Below are 15,599 nucleotides of genomic sequence, written 5' to 3'. Positions count from 1 at the left end.
TGTTGCGCTGGAATAGGCAGGGCAGCAGGGGCAGCGTCAGATGGAAAAGTTCGGGAAAAGCCAGCCGGTCAAACGGGTGGAAGACCACCGTTTCCTGACCGGCGATGGCCGCTATGTCGATGACATCGCCCCCCAGGGGGCACTGCACGGCGTGTTCTTCCGCGCGCCGGTGGCGCATGGGGTGATCACTGAATTGGACGTGAGCGATGCCCGCGACGCGGAGGGCGTGCATCTGGTGCTGACCTGTGCCGAACTGGAAGCGGCGGGTATGAATATCGCCCTGCCGCATATGGTGGTCGACAACCGTGACGGCAGCAAGGGGGCGGCACCGCTGCGCCCGATGTTGGCGAAAGACCGGGTGCGCTATGTGGGAGAGCCGGTCGCTCTGATTGTGGCCGAAACCTTGCAAAAGGCGCGCGATGCGGCTGAACTGATCCTTTTCGACGCTGATGACCTGCCCGCCAAGATGGACCTCACCCCCGGAGGCGAGACCCTGCATCCTGAGGCCCCCGACAACCGCGCCTTTGATTGGGGCATGGGGGATGAGGCCAAGGTTGAAGCGGCATTTGCCAAGGCTGCGCGCCGCGTCAGGCTGGAGGTCGGCGACAACCGCATCATCGTCAACTCCATGGAGCCGCGCGGCTGCTATGCCGAATGGGCCGATGGCCGGTTGCATGTGGCGCTGGGCGGGCAGGGCGTCTGGGCGCATAAGGGCTTCTTTGTCAAAGCTTTTGGTCTCAGCGAAGACAGCGTGCGCGTAACCAACCCCGATGTTGGCGGCGGTTTCGGCATGAAGGCGATGACGTACCCTGAGTATTTCTGTGTCGCCCAGGCCGCGCGGGCGCTGGGCCGCCCGGTGCGCTGGATGTCAGAGCGGACCGAAGCCATGCTCACCGACAATGGCGGGCGCGATCTGGTGTCTTGGGCCGAATTTGCGTTTGACGATAACCACAAGATCACCGCCTACCGTGTCGACACGCGCTGCAACCTCGGGGCCTATAACAGCCAGTTCGGCCAGCCGATTCAGTCGACGCTGTTCTCTAAGGTTTTGATGGGCGTCTATGACGTGCAAGACACCTATCTGCATGTCGAGGGCTATTACACCAACACCGTGCAGGTCGATGCCTATCGCGGCGCCGGGCGGCCCGAGGCGATCTATGTGTTGGAGCGGTTGATGGACCGCGCGGCCCGAGAGTTGGGCGTCGATCCGTGGGAATTGCGGCGGATCAATTTCATCAAGCCCGATCAGTTTCCCTATACCACCGCCACGGGAGAGCTTTACGACGTGGGCGATTTCGCGCGCCTCCTGACCCGGGCGGCAGAGGAGGCCGACCGTGAGGGGTTCGCTGGCCGCCGGGCGGCAGATGCCAAGCGCGGCCTGCTGCGGGGGCAGGGCTTGTGTTACTATATCGAAAGCATTCTCGGCGATCCTTCCGAAGGGGCCAAAGTGGTCTTTGAGGAGGATGGCCACGTGACGATCTATGTCGGCACCCAAAGCAACGGGCAGGGGCATGAGACGGTCTATGCGCAGTTCCTGTCGGATCAGACCGGCATCCCGGCGGAGCGGATCAGCGTTGTGCAGGGGGATAGCGATTTGATTAAAAAGGGCGGCGGCACCGGCGGCTCACGTTCGGTCACCACGCAGAACACGGCGACCTTGGCGACCGTGGCGAAGATAACCGAAGTCTTCACCGCGTTTCTGGCTGATGAACTGGGCGTTGCGGCGAGCGATATCACCTTTGACGATGAACGCTTCCGCGCCGAGGGGTCAAACGCCACGCCCACCATGCTAGAGGTGGCCGAAATGGCCCGCGCCAAGGGCCGGGATGATCTGCTGTCTCACCACGAACGCGCCAGCCTGCCGGGGCGCAGCTATCCCAACGGGGCGCATGTGGCCGAAGTGGTGATCGACCCTGAAACCGGGGTGGTGACCCTCGACCGCTATACGGTGGTCGATGATTTCGGCAACCTGATCAACCCGATGCTGGCCGAGGGGCAGGTGCATGGCGGGGTAGCCCAAGGCATCGGCCAAGCGGTGCAAGAACGGGTCGTCTATGACGAAGACGGGCAACTGCTGACCGCCACCTTCATGGACTACGCCATGCCCCGCGCCGCCGACCTGCCGATGATCTCTTTCACCTCTGAGCCTGTGCCCTCGACCGCCAATGCCATGGGCATGAAGGGCTGTGGTGAGGCTGGGACTGTGGGCGCGCTGGCGGCGGTGTCGAACGCGGTGCAGGATGCGCTTTGGGAACGCGGTGTGCGGCAGGCGGATATGCCTTTCACCCCGCATAGGGTCTGGGAGATGCTGCAAGGTGCCGCAATCGCAGCCGAGTAAAAGCCTGTTCCAACGGCTCTTTGGGCGGTTATGGCGACGGCCTGAAAGTGACTTCGGCCCGCGCCGGGGGGCGGTGACCCACGTCATTATCCTTGATGGGACCATGTCTTCGCTCGAACTGGGGCGAGAGACCAACGCCGGCATCGCCTATAGCCTGTGCCGCGAGATGGGCAGTGCTCTCTCGATCTATTATGAACCGGGTCTGCAATGGCGTGATTGGCGCAGCGCGCGCGATGTGATCATGGGGCGCGGGATCAACCGACAGATCCGCCGCGCCTATGGCTATCTCGCATCGCGCTACCGACCCGGGGACCGGATTTTCCTGATGGGTTATTCGCGTGGCGGCTATGCCGTGCGTTCGCTCGCCGGGGTGATCGACCGTGTGGGCCTTCTGCGCGCCGAGGTCGCGACAGAGCGTAACATCCGCGATGTCTACCGCCATTACGAGGCGCATCATCTGAGCAAGGCGGGCGAATTGTTTGCGCGGGCCAACTGCCACCCCGAGGTGGAGATCGAGGCGATCGGCGTTTGGGATACGGTCAAGTCGCTGGGTCTGAACGCGCCACTGTTCTGGCGGTTCTCGCAGCCGCTGCACATGTTCCACAACCACGATCTAAGCCGCAATGTGAAGAACGGCTTTCAGGCGCTGGCGCTGAACGAAACCCGTGTCGCCTATGCCCCGGTGATGTGGACCACGCCCGAGGGCTATGCCGGGCGGCTTGAGCAGGTCTGGTTTCCGGGCACCCACGGCGATGTCGGTGGGCAGTTGGGCGGTGATGAGGCCGCGCGCCCCTTGGCAAATATCCCGCTTGTCTGGCTGTTGTCGCGGATGGAAGAAAGCGGTCTGCCGCTCCCCGACGGCTGGACCACACGCTTTGATCAAGACCCCGCTGCACCCTCCATCGGGCGCTGGCGCGGCTATGGCAAAATGCTTGTGACCCGCCGCCGCCGTCTGGTGGGCGCGGACCCGTCAGAGCGGCTGCACGAAAGCGTGGATCAACGCCGTGCGCACGCCGAGCCGCAGCCGGGGCTTCTGGCGCGGATGCAGGGGGTGATCTCCAGCCTTTAGCTGCCCTTGCGGTCCGAGGGGTGATTGACCCCGTCGCTATAGGGCAGCGGCTCCATCTCCCAAGGCAAGGCCCCTTCGATCGCGCCAAGGTTCACGCCGCATTCATCGGGGTTCGAGCGGCGGCGGTGGTGGGTATAGATGCCACAGGTCTTGCAGAAGTAATGCTGCGCCGTATGGGTGCCCCATGTATAAAGCGTGAGGTTCTCGGCGCCTTTCAACACGGTCACAGTCTCGGCCAGTGCGGTCACCGTGGCCGCCGCGCGACGGCGACAGAACGTACAGGTGCAGCGCGAGGCCGAGGCCAGACCGCGCGGGAACAGGGCTTCGATCAGTACCGCCCCACAATGGCAGGAGGCGCGGCGGGTTTCTGAGGTTTCGGTCATTTGCGTCTCACTTTCGGAATGCGACTTTCGCTGAGGTCATAGTCGGCAGCGGCATGGGGCGGATGGCCGTCGGTCTGCCGCCAAAAGGCAAAGCCGCCCCGGCGCAGCCACAGCGGCAGGGTCAGAACCAGCCCCGCGATAAACCCGCCCGCATGGGCCCAATAGGCCACGCCGCCGGTGCCCGGTGTGGCGCCGATCCCCCCGATGAACTGCATGCCGAACCACAGGCCCAGCATGATCCAAGCCGGGATCGCGAAGATGCGGAAAAACACGATAAGGATCACCAGAATGTCGACCTTGGCACGGGGGAACAGCAGCAAATAGCCCCCCATGACCCCCGCAATCGCGCCCGAGGCGCCGACCATGGGCACCCATGAGAGCGGCTCTGTTACGACTTGGCCCAGCCCCGCCGCGATACCGCAGGCAAGGTAGAACAGCAGGTAGCGCCCGTGGCCCATCTCATCCTCGACATTATCGCCGAAGATCCACAAAAACAGCATGTTACCGGCCAAATGCATCCAGCCGCCATGCAGAAATTGCGAGGTGATGAGGCCGAAATACCCCTCTCCATGGCTCAGCCGCGCGGGCAGCAGAGCGTAGGTGTAGTAAAACTCTGCCAAGGCACGCTCATCCGCCATCAGCGACAGGGAAGACAGGAACACCCCGATGTTCACCGCCATCAGCGCATAGGTGACATAGGGCGTGCGGCCCGAGGGGTTATGATCGCGGATCGGGAACATGCGGGCCAGCCTTTGCCAAGTCGCGCGCAGCGTCAAGCGGCACGGGGGGAACTTGCATGTTTAGCTGCGCCCGCCGGGGCGTCTGTCAAGCAGAACCGAGCAAATCCCGTGCGATCCGCTCAAAAATACCCGTGCCGATGGGGATCAGATCATCGGGGAAATCGTAATCGGGATTGTGCAGCGCGGCGTAATCTTCTCCCGGCCCGAGGCAGAGCATCGCCGCCTTGGCGTCGCGTCCGAACAGGCCGAAATCCTCAGAGGCGCGCATCGGCAGATTTCTCTGCCCGTGCGACACGCCAAGCGCGTTCATCGCCGCGGCGGCGATCTCATAGGCTTCGGGATGATTGATTGAGGCGGCGAAATGGTCGGACCCTGCGAATTCCGCCCTCAGCCCATGGGCCTTTGCGCTGCGGGTGACCTCGGCGCGCAGGGCGGCTTCGATCTCGGCCAGTGCATCGTCGCGGGTGCTGCGCAGCGTGGCGTAGAGCACGGCTTCGCCGGGGGCGATGCCAAAGGTCGGCTCGCCCATGCGCAGGTGGGTCAAGGTGACAAGGCGGAAGTCATCGTCGAGCGGCCCGCCGGGGCCGAGGGCTTGCAGCGCCGGGATCAACTCGGCCAGCGCAGACGCGGGCGATCTGCCGTCTTCGGGGCTGGCGGCATGGGCGGTCTTGCCGCTGAGGGTCAGGGCGATGCCCTTGGAGGCGCAATTGATCAGGGCGGGGGCTGTATCCACATGGCCGAAGGGGCGGCCCGGCTCGACGTGGATGGCAAAGGCATAATCGGCGGCGATCTCGGCATAGGCGGGGTCGTTCACCACGGCGCGTGCGCCGCTGCCGTCTTCTTCGGCGGGTTGAAACATCAGCACGACGCGGCCCTTTGCAACCGGCTGTCGTGCGACCAATCGCCCAAGCGCCAGCAGCATGGTCATATGTCCATCGTGCCCGCAGACATGGCTTTTCCCCGGCACTTTCGAGACCCACGGAATGTCGTGCTCTTCGGGGATCGGCAGAGCGTCCAACTCGGCGCGGAACAGCACCGTGGGGCCGGGGCTGCCGCTGTCAAAGACCGCCGCGACACCGTGCCCGCCGAGGCCGGAGAGAATGCGGGTGGGGCCGAGTTTCTCCAGTTCCGCCGCGATGGTCCGGGCGGTCTCAATCTCTTCGCCCGAGATTTCGGGATATTGGTGGAGCGCCCTGCGAAACCGCGTCAGGTCTTCGATGTCGCTGTTCGTCAGCATGGCGCTCCTCCGATTGTCTGCTTTAGGCCATCATGCCCAAGAGCTGTGCATTGCCGCCCGAGGCCGTGGTGTCAACACAGACATGCCGTTCGGCGCGGACGCGGGCGGTGTCGGGTTTGCCGCGCAAAAGCGGGATGATCGCGCCCTCGCGGGCCGCCAGCGCCTTCTCGATCTGCCGCGCCGTCGCATCCTCGCCCCACCAAAGCACGCCGCCATAGGCCGGGCCGGTGGTCAGCGCCTCAGGGTCGATCCGGCCAGAGGCCGTGACCGCAACACCGCCGAGCGCCCGCACGGCCTTGGCCTGCGCCTCTGCCGTTTCGGCGCCCGGTCCCATGCACAACAGTGCGGGGCGCGGCAGAGTCGACAGGCGGTTGCTCTCACCGGTCGGGCCGGGCATCGACTGGGTTTCCAGAACGGTCGGATGCTGGGCGGGCAGGGTGGGAAGCTTGGCCTCTGCGCTGTCCCAAGTGCCAGCGGCGTCCTGATGGTCAGGTGCCGAGAAACGCGGCAGATAGTTCGGCCCGCCCGCCTTTGGCCCGGTGCCCGAAAGCCCCTCGCCGCCGAAGGGCTGGCTGCCGACGATGGCGCCGATCTGGTTGCGGTTGACGTAGATGTTGCCCGCCTCGATCCGTTCCGAGACATGCTGCACCCGGTCGTCGATGCGGGTGTGCAGACCAAAGGTGAGCCCGTAGCCTGTGGCATTGATCGCGTCGATCACGGCGTCGAGTTCGTGGCTTTTGAAGGTCGCGACATGCAGCACGGGGCCGAAAATCTCGCGTTTCATCTCGCTGATGCTGCCCACCCGCAGGATCGCCGGGCCGACGAAAGTGCCGCCCTCGGGGGCCGTCATCTCGGCGATCAGCCGCCCCTCGGCGCGGGCCGCTTCGATATGATCCACGATTGTCTTGCGCGCCTGCGCGTCGATCACCGGGCCGACATCGGTCGACAGGTGCCACGGATCGCCCATGTTGAGGGCCTGCATGGCCCCCGTCAGCATGCGGATCAGGTCTTCGGCGATGTCCTCTTGCACATAGAGGCAGCGCACGGCGGAGCAGCGTTGACCCGCCGATTGGAAGGCGCTTTCGACGATGGCCTGCACGGCCTGCTCGGGCAGGGCGGTGCTGTCGACGATCATGGCGTTAAGGCCACCGGTCTCGGCGATCAGCGGGGTGCCGGGGGCGCAATGTTCGGCCATGTTGGCGCGGATGCGCAGGGCGGTGGCGGTGGAGCCGGTGAAGGCCACCCCGTTGATGCGGGCATCGCCGGTCAGCGCCGCGCCCACCTTGCCGCCACCCGGCAGGAGTTGCAGGGCAGAGCGCGGCACCCCCGCTTCATGCAGCACTTCGACAGCGAGTTTGGCGATTAACGGGGTCTGCTCGGCCGGTTTGGCCAGCACCGCATTGCCAGCCGCCAACGCCGCTGTGACCTGCCCGCAAAAGATCGCCAGTGGGAAGTTCCACGGCGAGATACAGGTGAAGATGCCCGCGGGCGGCTCGTTGGTGGCCTGTGCTGCGTAGTAGCGCAGGAAATCGACGGCTTCGCGCAACTCGGCCACGCAGTCGGGCAGCCCCTTGCCTGCTTCGCGGGCAAGGATGGCGAAGATCTCGCCGTAGCGGTCCTCCAACATGTCAGCGGCCCGCAAAAGCGTTGCGCGGCGGGTGTCCAGCGGCGCGTCCCAAGGGGTGGCATTGTCGAGCGCCGTGGCGACATCGGCCTCGGAGGCGGGCTGCACCGTGCCTGGCGAGGTGCAGCCGGTCGGGTTGCTGACGGTCTCTTCGGCCTCGGGCTTGGCGTCGCCTGCAAGGATCGGCGTGGCGGTCCATGTGGCATCCGCAAAGGGCGCACGAGCCTCTTCAATGGCGGCAAGGGTCGGGCTATGGGCCAGATCAAAGCCCTTGGCGTTGGCGCGTTGAGGCAAGAACACCTCCGGCCCGCGCGGGATCGTCGGGGCGCTGTCTTGCAACTGGTCAAACGGGTCGGCGGCCACCACTTCGGGCGGCACGTTCTCATCGACGATCTGATTCACGAAGCTGGAGTTCGCGCCGTTCTCAAGCAAACGCCGCACCAGATAGGCCAGCAGATCGCGGTGCGCGCCAACGGGGGCGTAGATGCGGCAGCGGGTGCCGTGTTTCTCCATCACGATGTCATGCAGGGTCTCGCCCATGCCGTGCAGGCGTTGGAACTCATAGGCCTCGGGGTCGTCGGCCATATGCAGCACGGCGGCAACGGTATGCGCGTTGTGGGTGGCGAACTGCGGATAGATGCGATCCGTCATGTTCAGCAGTTTGCGGGCGTTGGCGATATAGCTCACATCGGTCGCGGCCTTGCGGGTGAAGACCGGGAAGCCGTCGATGCCTTCGACTTGCGCCTGCTTGATCTCGGTGTCCCAATAGGCGCCCTTGACCAGACGGACCATGATGCGCCGATCGTGACGTTTGGCCATGTCATAAAGCGTGTCGAGCACCACGCCCGCGCGCGGGCCATAGGCCTGCACCACCACGCCGAAACCGTCCCAGCCTGCCAGCGCAGGCTCGGCCATCACCGTGTCGATCACTTCGAGCGAGAGCGCGAGGCGGTCGGCTTCTTCGGCGTCGATGTTCAGGCCCATGCCCGCGGATTTCGCCAAGAGCGCCAGCGCCCGCAGACGCGGCACTAGATCGCGCATCACCGCCTTTTCCTGCGCCAATTCATAGCGCGGGTGCAGGGCCGATAGCTTGACCGAGATGCCGGGGTTCTTGCGGATATCGTCATGGGTGCAGGCATCGGCAATGGCCGAGATCGCACGGGAATAGCTGAGGTGATAGCGCTTGGCATCCGCCTCAGTCCGCGCCGCTTCGCCCAGCATGTCGTAGCTATAGGTGAAACCCTTTTTCTCCATCCCCTTCGCGCGTTTCATCGCGGCGTGGATGTCTTCGCCCAGAACGAACTGACGGCCCATCTCGCGCATGGCGCGGCTGACGGCGGTACGGATCACCGGCTCGCCCAGACGTTTGATCGCGGCGCGTAGGTGGCGTACCGGGCCGGGCTGGTCATCGTCGAGCACGCGGCCCGTCAGCATCAGCGCCCAAGTGGAGGCGTTCACCAAGCTGGAGGTCGAATGGCCCATGTGGCGGCCCCAGTCCGAAGGGGCGATTTTGTCTTCGATCAGCGCGTCAATGGTCTCGGCGTCTGGCACCCGCAGCAGCGCCTCGGCCAAACACATCAGCGCCACGCCTTCGTCGGTGCTAAGACCGTATTCAGCGAGGAAGACTTCCATCATCCCGGGCGCGGAGGTGCCGCGAATGTCACGGACAAGACCCGCCGCATCGGCGGTGATCTGGGCGCGATCTTCGGCAGAAAGATTGGCCTGCGCCTTGAGCTCGGTCAGCAGCGCATCCGGGTCGGCATAGGTGCGCGCGTCAATGGTTTGGCGAAGGGCGGGGGCGTGATCGAGGGGCATGGCAAGCTCCAGTTGATGTTTGACCCAGAATACCTGATGATCGGCGGGATATTCGACTGAAGATAATCCATACTTCAGTCGATCAGACTGAAGTATGGGGTAATCACATGGCAAATGAACTTTTCGATCTGGACCGGTTCGACAGCGCGATTCTATCGGTGCTGGCCGAGGATGGCCGCATCAGCATCACCGACCTTGCCCGCCGCATCGGCCTGTCGAAGTCACCCACCCAAGCGCGCCTGCGCCGGTTGGAGGAAAGCGGCGTGATCCTCGGCTACCGCGCGCTTTTGGATCCGATCCGGCTGGGGCTCGACCATGTGGCCTTTGTCGAGGTCCGGTTGAACGACACGCGCGAGGCGGCGCTGAGGGCCTTCAACGTCGCCGTCGCCAAGGTGCCAGAGATCGAACAGGCCCATATGATCGCCAGCCATTTCGATTATCTGATCAAGATTCGCACGCGGAACATGTCGGAATATCGGCGCTTTCTGGGGGAGGTTATTTCGACCCTGCCGCATGTGGCCAGCACATCGACCTATGTGGCGATGGAGGCGGTGAAAGAAACCATGCTGGCCGATACGGCCTAAACCGCGGGCCGGGGCATTCCCCCATTTACACCGCCCACGTGATGCTTATTGTGCGCCCCGATGCGGGCGTGATGGAATGGTAGACATACCAGACTTAAAATCTGTTGGGGCGTAGCCCCGTGTGGGTTCGAGTCCCACCGCCCGCACCACCTTTTTCAAAGACTTAGCTTGCTTGGGCCAGCGTCGCAGGTTCCGCCATCTGCGTGGCGCCGGGGATGAAGACGGTAAAGATCGTGCCCTGGCCAAGGGTGCTTTTGACCGTGATGTCGCCGCCGTGCGCGAGCGCCAGTTTCTTGCAGATCGCCAACCCCAGACCTGTGCCGCCTTCGGCGCGGTCGTCGGCGTCTTCAATCTGGGTGAAGGCTTCGAAGATGCGGTCGAAGTCCTGCGCGGCGATGCCGACGCCGTTGTCTTCGACCTCAAAAACGAACCCGCCTGCATGCGGGCGGGCGCGTAGGTGGATGTCGCGCGCCTTGGAGAATTTCAGCGCATTGCCGACGATATGGCCGAGCAGCTGCAGGCTGCGTCGGCGGTCGGCGGTAACGGTGAGCGGGGGGGTGTCGATATGCAGCGTGGCCGTCTTGTCATGCGCCGCCCCATGGTGCTGCTCGACCACTTCCTCCAATAACATGCGCGTATCAAAGGGGGTCTTATCCAGCGCGAGGTCGTTCAACTCCATATTCGTGTAATCGAGGATGTCGTTGATAATGGTCAGCAATTGCCCGCCCGCAAATTTGATGCGCTGACCGTAGAGTTCCGCCTGATCGCCCATCTTGGTGAAATGCTCTGATGCCGGTTTCTCCTCCGGTTCGAGCTTGGCAAGGTTGTGACGCTTGAGTTCCGACAGGAAGCTGGCGTAGCCGATGACGATGGTCAGCGGGGTGCGCAATTCGTGGCTGAGCACGCTCATGAATTCCGATTTCGCGCGGCTGGCGCTTTCGGCGGCATCGCGGGCCTGACGCAGTTCCTCGACGCTTTCGTTGCGTGTCCGGTTTTCGACCACATAGCTGAAAAGCGCGGCCAGCGCGATGATGGCGGCGGTTCCGGCGATGATCAGCGCGATGAGCCGGTATTCGACAGGATTGGCATAGAGAGGCTGCGCGGCGAGCGGCGTCACCTGAAAGGCGGCCATCCCAGTGAAATGCAATAGGATAATGGCCAAGGCCAAAAGCCCGGTCATCCACAACACGCTGCCCTTTCCGCCACGACCGGCAGCGCCGAGCGCAAGGGTGGCGAGGGTCACCGCTATGATCACAGAGGCGGCCAGATAGCCCATGTCCCATTGGATGGTGCCCTGCACACGGTAGGCGATCATGCCGGTGTAATGCATGGCCGAGATTGCCAAGCCGAAGATCGTCCCCCCCAAAACCGTGGCGCGGCGCGATTTTAACAGACCCGCGATGACGACACCCAAGATCGATCCAACGATGGCGATGATCAGGGACAGGAAAGTCAGGGAGAAATGGAAGGTTGCTGGCGCGTCGAGCTGATAGGCAAGGATCGCGATGAAATGGGTGCACCAGATCGTGACCCCGGCGGTCATCGCGGTCAAATAGCACCAGATCATTGCCTGTGCGCGCGGCTGCTCAAGCACATGCTGATAAAGCCGCGACACCACCCAGCTGCCAAAGATACAAAGCAGCGCCGCCAGCAGCACGAGTCCGAGGTCGTGATCATGATGAATACTGTGGGCGACCCGGAACATCTTAATCCTATCAAATACTAAGATTTAGTTAATTGCTGGCCGAATAAGGCCAAAATAAGGCCCCCGCAAGTTCACACTATGCTGCAGTTTTAACTCGCTCTTAAGGGCAGGGCGCTAAACCTCAGCCATGATCGGTATTGCGGCGAGATGAGGAAAAGGCGGGGGTATGGTAGAGTTAAACGAGCGGGTGAAACCGTCTAACCCATTGCGGCGATTTGTTTTTCGCTTGTTTCGCCATGTCGGGCAGCTGATGGGGCGGGCGCGGCAGCGTCGTGCGTTTGGGCGAGGAAGGCAGTGCGAAAACAGGCTGGTTTTCCGCAAGGACTTAACTGGTTCAGAGGGACCGCTTACCTTAGGGCAATTCCCGCTTATCTCCATCGTTTTCGCGGCAGAGCGGCGCATGTTTAGGCACAATCACGATGGCGTCACAGGCGGGGGGGCGCCCAAGGCGCGGCGCTGCGGGGGGCTTTTCCGCACTTTCTGTCACGCGGCGCTGACGGGGGCTGAAGGTGCGCGCATCCTTTCCAACGTCAACGTCGATATGGCTGAGATCGAAGTGGACTTTGCGCCGGACGGGCGCGTCCGCCACGCGAATGAGGCGGCCTGCGGCGTCACCTACGGGCTGGGGGATTGTCTGAACGGGCAGCATATCTACGATCTTTTTGGCCCAAGGCTTTGCGATGGGGCTGAGATCGGCAAACTTTGGACGCAGGTCCTGCGGGGGCAGTGTCCGCAGGGGCGTTTTCAGATGCACCCGGGAGAGGACACAGCCCGGATCGTCGACGGACAGTTCAGCGCGGCGTGCGGCCCTGATGGGCGGGTTCAAACCATCCGGTTTCGGGGCGTGGAAGCCGCGGCGAACGATGTGGGACCGGTGCGCGCGTTGGGGAAGGGGGCTTCGCGGCGCGCCATGGGCAGCTAGCCGCGAATGCCCATCAGCGCATAAAGAAACAGCGGCGACTTACGCGGCGCCGCTGATCCGTCGGTTTCTATCAATCCCGCTTGCCGGCGAAGCGTTCGGCCCAGCTTTCGCGGTCCTCATCGCTGATCTTGCCAAAAAGCACCTCGGGCACGTCAAAGCCATGACCGGGGGCTAGTTTGCCCAAGGCCGCTGGCACATTATCGGGCCAAGGCATGTCTTCGACCTTCATCGCCTCGAGCATCGAGGCCGAAGCCGCAGGGATGAATGGGGCCGATAGCACCGCATAGAGCGGGATCAGGTTCAGCGCCAGCCGCACCTGTGCCGCCGCTTTGTCGGGGTCGGTCTTGAAGGTGGTCCAGGGCGCTTGGGCCTGCAGGTATTCGTTGCCAGCCGCCCAGATGCCGCGCAGTTCGGCGGCGGATTTACGGACTTCCATCGCCTCCATCAGCGCCTCGTAACGCGCGACGCGGGCGGTAATGTCTTCGATCAAGGCGTGCTCCGCCGCACCGTATTCCCCGGCCTCCGGCACGGCTTCGCCGAATTTGGAGCGGCAGAATTTGGTGATGCGGCTGACGAAGTTGCCCAGCACGTCTGCCAAGTCTTTGTTCACCGAGGCTTGGAAGTTTTCCCATGTGAATTCGGCATCCGAAGTCTCGGGTGCGTGGCTGAGCAGCCACCAGCGCCAATAATCCGCGGGCAGGATCTCCAACGCCTGATCCATAAAGACCCCGCGCCCGCGCGAGGTGGAGAACTGGCCGCCGTCGTAATTCAAGTAGTTGAAGGATTTAATGTAATCCACCAACTTCCACGGCTCGCCCGAGCCCTTGATCGTGGCCGGAAAGCTGAGCGTGTGGAAGGGCACGTTGTCCTTGCCCATGAACTGGGTATAGCGCACGTCGTCGGCGCCCTTGTCGGTGCGCCACCAGCTTTCCCAGTCAGAGCCTTTGCCCGTATCGACCCATTCCTGCGCGCAGGCGATATATTCGATCGGCGCGTCGAACCAGACGTAAAAGACCTTGCCTTCCATGCCGGGCCAATCTTGATCGCCGCGCTTCACCGGCACGCCCCAGCTAAGATCGCGGGTGATACCACGGTCTTGCAGACCATCGCCGTCATGCAGCCATTTCTTGGCGATTGAGGTGGTCAGTACGGGCCAATCGGTCTTGGAATTGATCCAGTCGTCCAGCTCGTCCTTCAGCTTGCTCTGCCGCAGGAACAGATGCTTGGTCTCGCGCATCTCCAGATCGGTCGCGCCTGAAATGGTGGAGCGCGGATTGATCAGGTCTTCGGGGTCCAATTGCTTGGTACAGTTGTCACATTGGTCGCCGCGCGCGTCCTCGAACCCGCAGTTGGGGCAGGTGCCTTCGACATAGCGATCCGGCAGGAAGCGGCCATCAGTGGGGGAGTAAATCTGGCGCTGCGAAACTTCTTCGATCAGCCCCTGATCCGCCAGTGCGCCTGCGAAATGCTGGGTCAGCTTGCGGTTTTGCGGGCTGGAAGAACGGCCAAAGTGGTCGAACGACAGGCCAAAGCCTTCGGCGATGCGGGCCTGTGTTTCATACATCTCGGCGCAGTATTCCTCGACCGGTTTGCCCGCTTTGGCGGCGGCGAGTTCGGCAGGGGTGCCGTGTTCGTCGGTGGCGCAGAGGAACAGAACATCCTGCCCCCGGCCACGCTGGTAGCGCGCATAGAGGTCCGCAGGCAGTTGGCTGCCCACAAGGTTACCCAGATGTTTGATCCCGTTGATATAAGGGATGGCGGAGGTGATGAGGTGGCGTGTCATATCAATATTCCCGGTGCTTGGCGCAGCCTTATCGCAAGGGCTGCGCTGTTGCCAGCAAAAGACGGGATCGGCTAGTCGCGGTCTCGGGTGCGGCCCAGCAAGCGCCCGATAAGAAAGGTGGTCCGGGGGGCATAGACATAGGGCGTACGCTCTGCGCGCGTGGGCCGGGCGCGCATCCGGGCAAGGCCAAAGACCACCAGCACCCCATGGGCCGCCGCGATCATCGCGAACAACGCCGATGCACCGAAACCGTCGATCAGCACAGAGGCAAGGTAGGGCGCGCCGATGGCGCCCACGGCGAAAAAGAACATCAAGGCGGCAGACAGTTCGACACGCTCGTCAGAGCTTGCGAAATCATGGGCATGGGCGGCAGAGACGGAATAGATCGGGAATGTCGTGGCCCCAAAGAGCCCTGCCGAAAGCATGATCCCCGCCGTGCCATAGCCCGCGCCCATCATCGTGACAGCGCAGCCACCCATCGCCGCGACCGACAGCCAGATCAACACCCAGCGGCGGTCGTATTTGTCGGCGAGAATCCCCATCGGATATTGCGCCAGCGCCCCGCCGAGCACGAAAGCGGCAAGGAACCAAGCGATCTGTGGGGCGCTAAGACCCACTTCTTGCCCGTAGATCGGCCCGACCATCCGGAACGACGCGCTTGAGACCGCCGCCACCACGACACCCGCCGCCGCCAAAGGCGAACGGTCAAAGGCGAGGCGCGGGCGCAGCCGTGGTTGGTTTGGCGTCTCTGGCGGGCGGACTTTGGTCAGCGTCAGGGGCAAAAGTGCGGCACAGCAGCCGATGGCGAGCAGATTATACGAGACATATGACGCCGGGGCGAGCACGCCGACGATCAACTGCGCGGCGAGCGAACCGCTCATGTCGACCACCCGGTAAACCCCCATGGTGCGCCCGCGCGTCTCATTGGTGACCTTGGCCTGCATCCACGCCTCGATCACCGTATAGCACCCGGCGACGCACATGCCCGACGCCACCCGCATCAGGCCCCATGCGTAAGGATCCACCACCATCATATGCGCCATCAACCCGATTGACCCGGCGGCGGTGAAGGCGGCAAAGGCGCGGCTGTGGCCGACGCTGCCCATCAGCCGCGGGGCCCACCAGCAGCCGATGAAAAACCCTAAAAAATGCGCCGAGCCGAGCATACCGATTTCCTGACGGCTAAACCCAAGCTGCACGCCAGAAAGCACATCAATTGGCCCCACACCCCCGGTGGAGAGTTGCAAAAGGATGACCGAGAAAAACAGGGCGGCGAAGGAAATGAGCAGGCGCATGAGGGCACATTGCGTCCATTGCTGCCCGAACGGAAGCGCGAATGCGCCGGGTCCGCATTTTTGCCGGGACCGTGGGATTGGCGCTTGGCAATTGCCCTTGCGAA

11 protein-coding genes and 1 tRNA gene are annotated in these 15,599 nt (G+C 63.3%); 5 read left to right on the top strand and 7 right to left on the bottom strand.

Annotation, left to right across the window (positions count from 1 at the left end; all coding sequences use genetic code 11):
- Nucleotides 1–40 precede the first annotated feature (40 nt).
- Entirely contained in the window at nucleotides 41–2,338 is a 2,298-nt protein-coding gene (locus R1T45_RS16615; protein WP_317389637.1) for a xanthine dehydrogenase family protein molybdopterin-binding subunit, read from the top strand.
- A complete protein-coding gene (locus R1T45_RS16610) occupies nucleotides 2,316–3,407 on the top strand; it encodes a DUF2235 domain-containing protein (RefSeq protein ID WP_120350645.1) in 1,092 nt (363 codons plus the stop codon). Before R1T45_RS16615 ends, R1T45_RS16610 begins: the two co-directional genes overlap by 23 nt.
- Here R1T45_RS16610 and R1T45_RS16605 read toward each other — a convergent pair.
- From R1T45_RS16605 to putA, 4 genes are all read right to left on the bottom strand, one after another.
- Nucleotides 3,404–3,790: a GFA family protein gene (locus R1T45_RS16605; RefSeq protein WP_317389636.1), complete on the bottom strand. Its 387-nt coding sequence runs from the start codon at nucleotides 3,788–3,790 to the stop codon at nucleotides 3,404–3,406. The genes R1T45_RS16610 and R1T45_RS16605 overlap by 4 nt on opposite strands.
- Nucleotides 3,787–4,530, bottom strand: coding sequence for a rhomboid family intramembrane serine protease (locus R1T45_RS16600; RefSeq protein ID WP_120350647.1), 744 nt, complete (start codon nucleotides 4,528–4,530; stop codon nucleotides 3,787–3,789). Before R1T45_RS16600 ends, R1T45_RS16605 begins: the two co-directional genes overlap by 4 nt.
- Nucleotides 4,531–4,615: 85 nt before the next feature.
- Nucleotides 4,616–5,767, bottom strand: a complete 1,152-nt coding sequence (locus tag R1T45_RS16595) for an amidohydrolase (protein WP_317389635.1) — start codon at nucleotides 5,765–5,767, stop codon at nucleotides 4,616–4,618.
- A gap of 22 nt (nucleotides 5,768–5,789) precedes the next feature.
- Entirely contained in the window at nucleotides 5,790–9,206 is a 3,417-nt protein-coding gene (putA, locus tag R1T45_RS16590; RefSeq protein ID WP_317389634.1) for a bifunctional proline dehydrogenase/L-glutamate gamma-semialdehyde dehydrogenase PutA, read from the bottom strand.
- 107 nt (nucleotides 9,207–9,313) lie between these two features.
- Between putA and R1T45_RS16585 the strand changes: the two genes are divergently transcribed.
- Together R1T45_RS16585 and R1T45_RS16580 are read left to right on the top strand one after the other, a co-directional pair.
- Complete coding sequence (locus tag R1T45_RS16585) at nucleotides 9,314–9,790, top strand: Lrp/AsnC family transcriptional regulator (RefSeq protein WP_067622609.1); 477 nt, start codon at nucleotides 9,314–9,316, stop codon at nucleotides 9,788–9,790.
- A gap of 62 nt (nucleotides 9,791–9,852) precedes the next feature.
- A tRNA-Leu gene (locus R1T45_RS16580) sits at nucleotides 9,853–9,939 on the top strand.
- 14 nt (nucleotides 9,940–9,953) lie between these two features.
- Here R1T45_RS16580 and R1T45_RS16575 read toward each other — a convergent pair.
- A complete protein-coding gene (locus R1T45_RS16575; protein WP_260012510.1) occupies nucleotides 9,954–11,495 on the bottom strand; it encodes an MHYT domain-containing protein in 1,542 nt (513 codons plus the stop codon).
- 400 nt (nucleotides 11,496–11,895) lie between these two features.
- On the opposite strand from R1T45_RS16575, the gene R1T45_RS16570 reads away from it, so the two are divergent.
- Nucleotides 11,896–12,417: a PAS domain-containing protein gene (locus tag R1T45_RS16570; protein ID WP_317389633.1), complete on the top strand. Its 522-nt coding sequence runs from the start codon at nucleotides 11,896–11,898 to the stop codon at nucleotides 12,415–12,417.
- A 70-nt stretch (nucleotides 12,418–12,487) separates the two neighbouring features.
- Here the strand turns inward: R1T45_RS16570 and metG are convergent, their stop codons facing one another.
- Together metG and R1T45_RS16560 are read right to left on the bottom strand one after the other, a co-directional pair.
- Entirely contained in the window at nucleotides 12,488–14,200 is a 1,713-nt protein-coding gene (metG, locus tag R1T45_RS16565) for a methionine--tRNA ligase (protein WP_317389632.1), read from the bottom strand.
- Between the two features lie 71 nt (nucleotides 14,201–14,271).
- Entirely contained in the window at nucleotides 14,272–15,495 is a 1,224-nt protein-coding gene (locus R1T45_RS16560) for an MFS transporter (RefSeq protein WP_132446148.1), read from the bottom strand.
- Nucleotides 15,496–15,599: the final 104 nt, after the last annotated feature.

Source organism: Sulfitobacter sp. LC.270.F.C4, assembly GCF_032922545.1.
Taxonomy (GTDB): domain Bacteria; phylum Pseudomonadota; class Alphaproteobacteria; order Rhodobacterales; family Rhodobacteraceae; genus Sulfitobacter; species Sulfitobacter profundi.
Note: the sequence above shows the minus strand (reverse complement) of the source record. Positions and strands in the feature narration are given on the sequence as shown.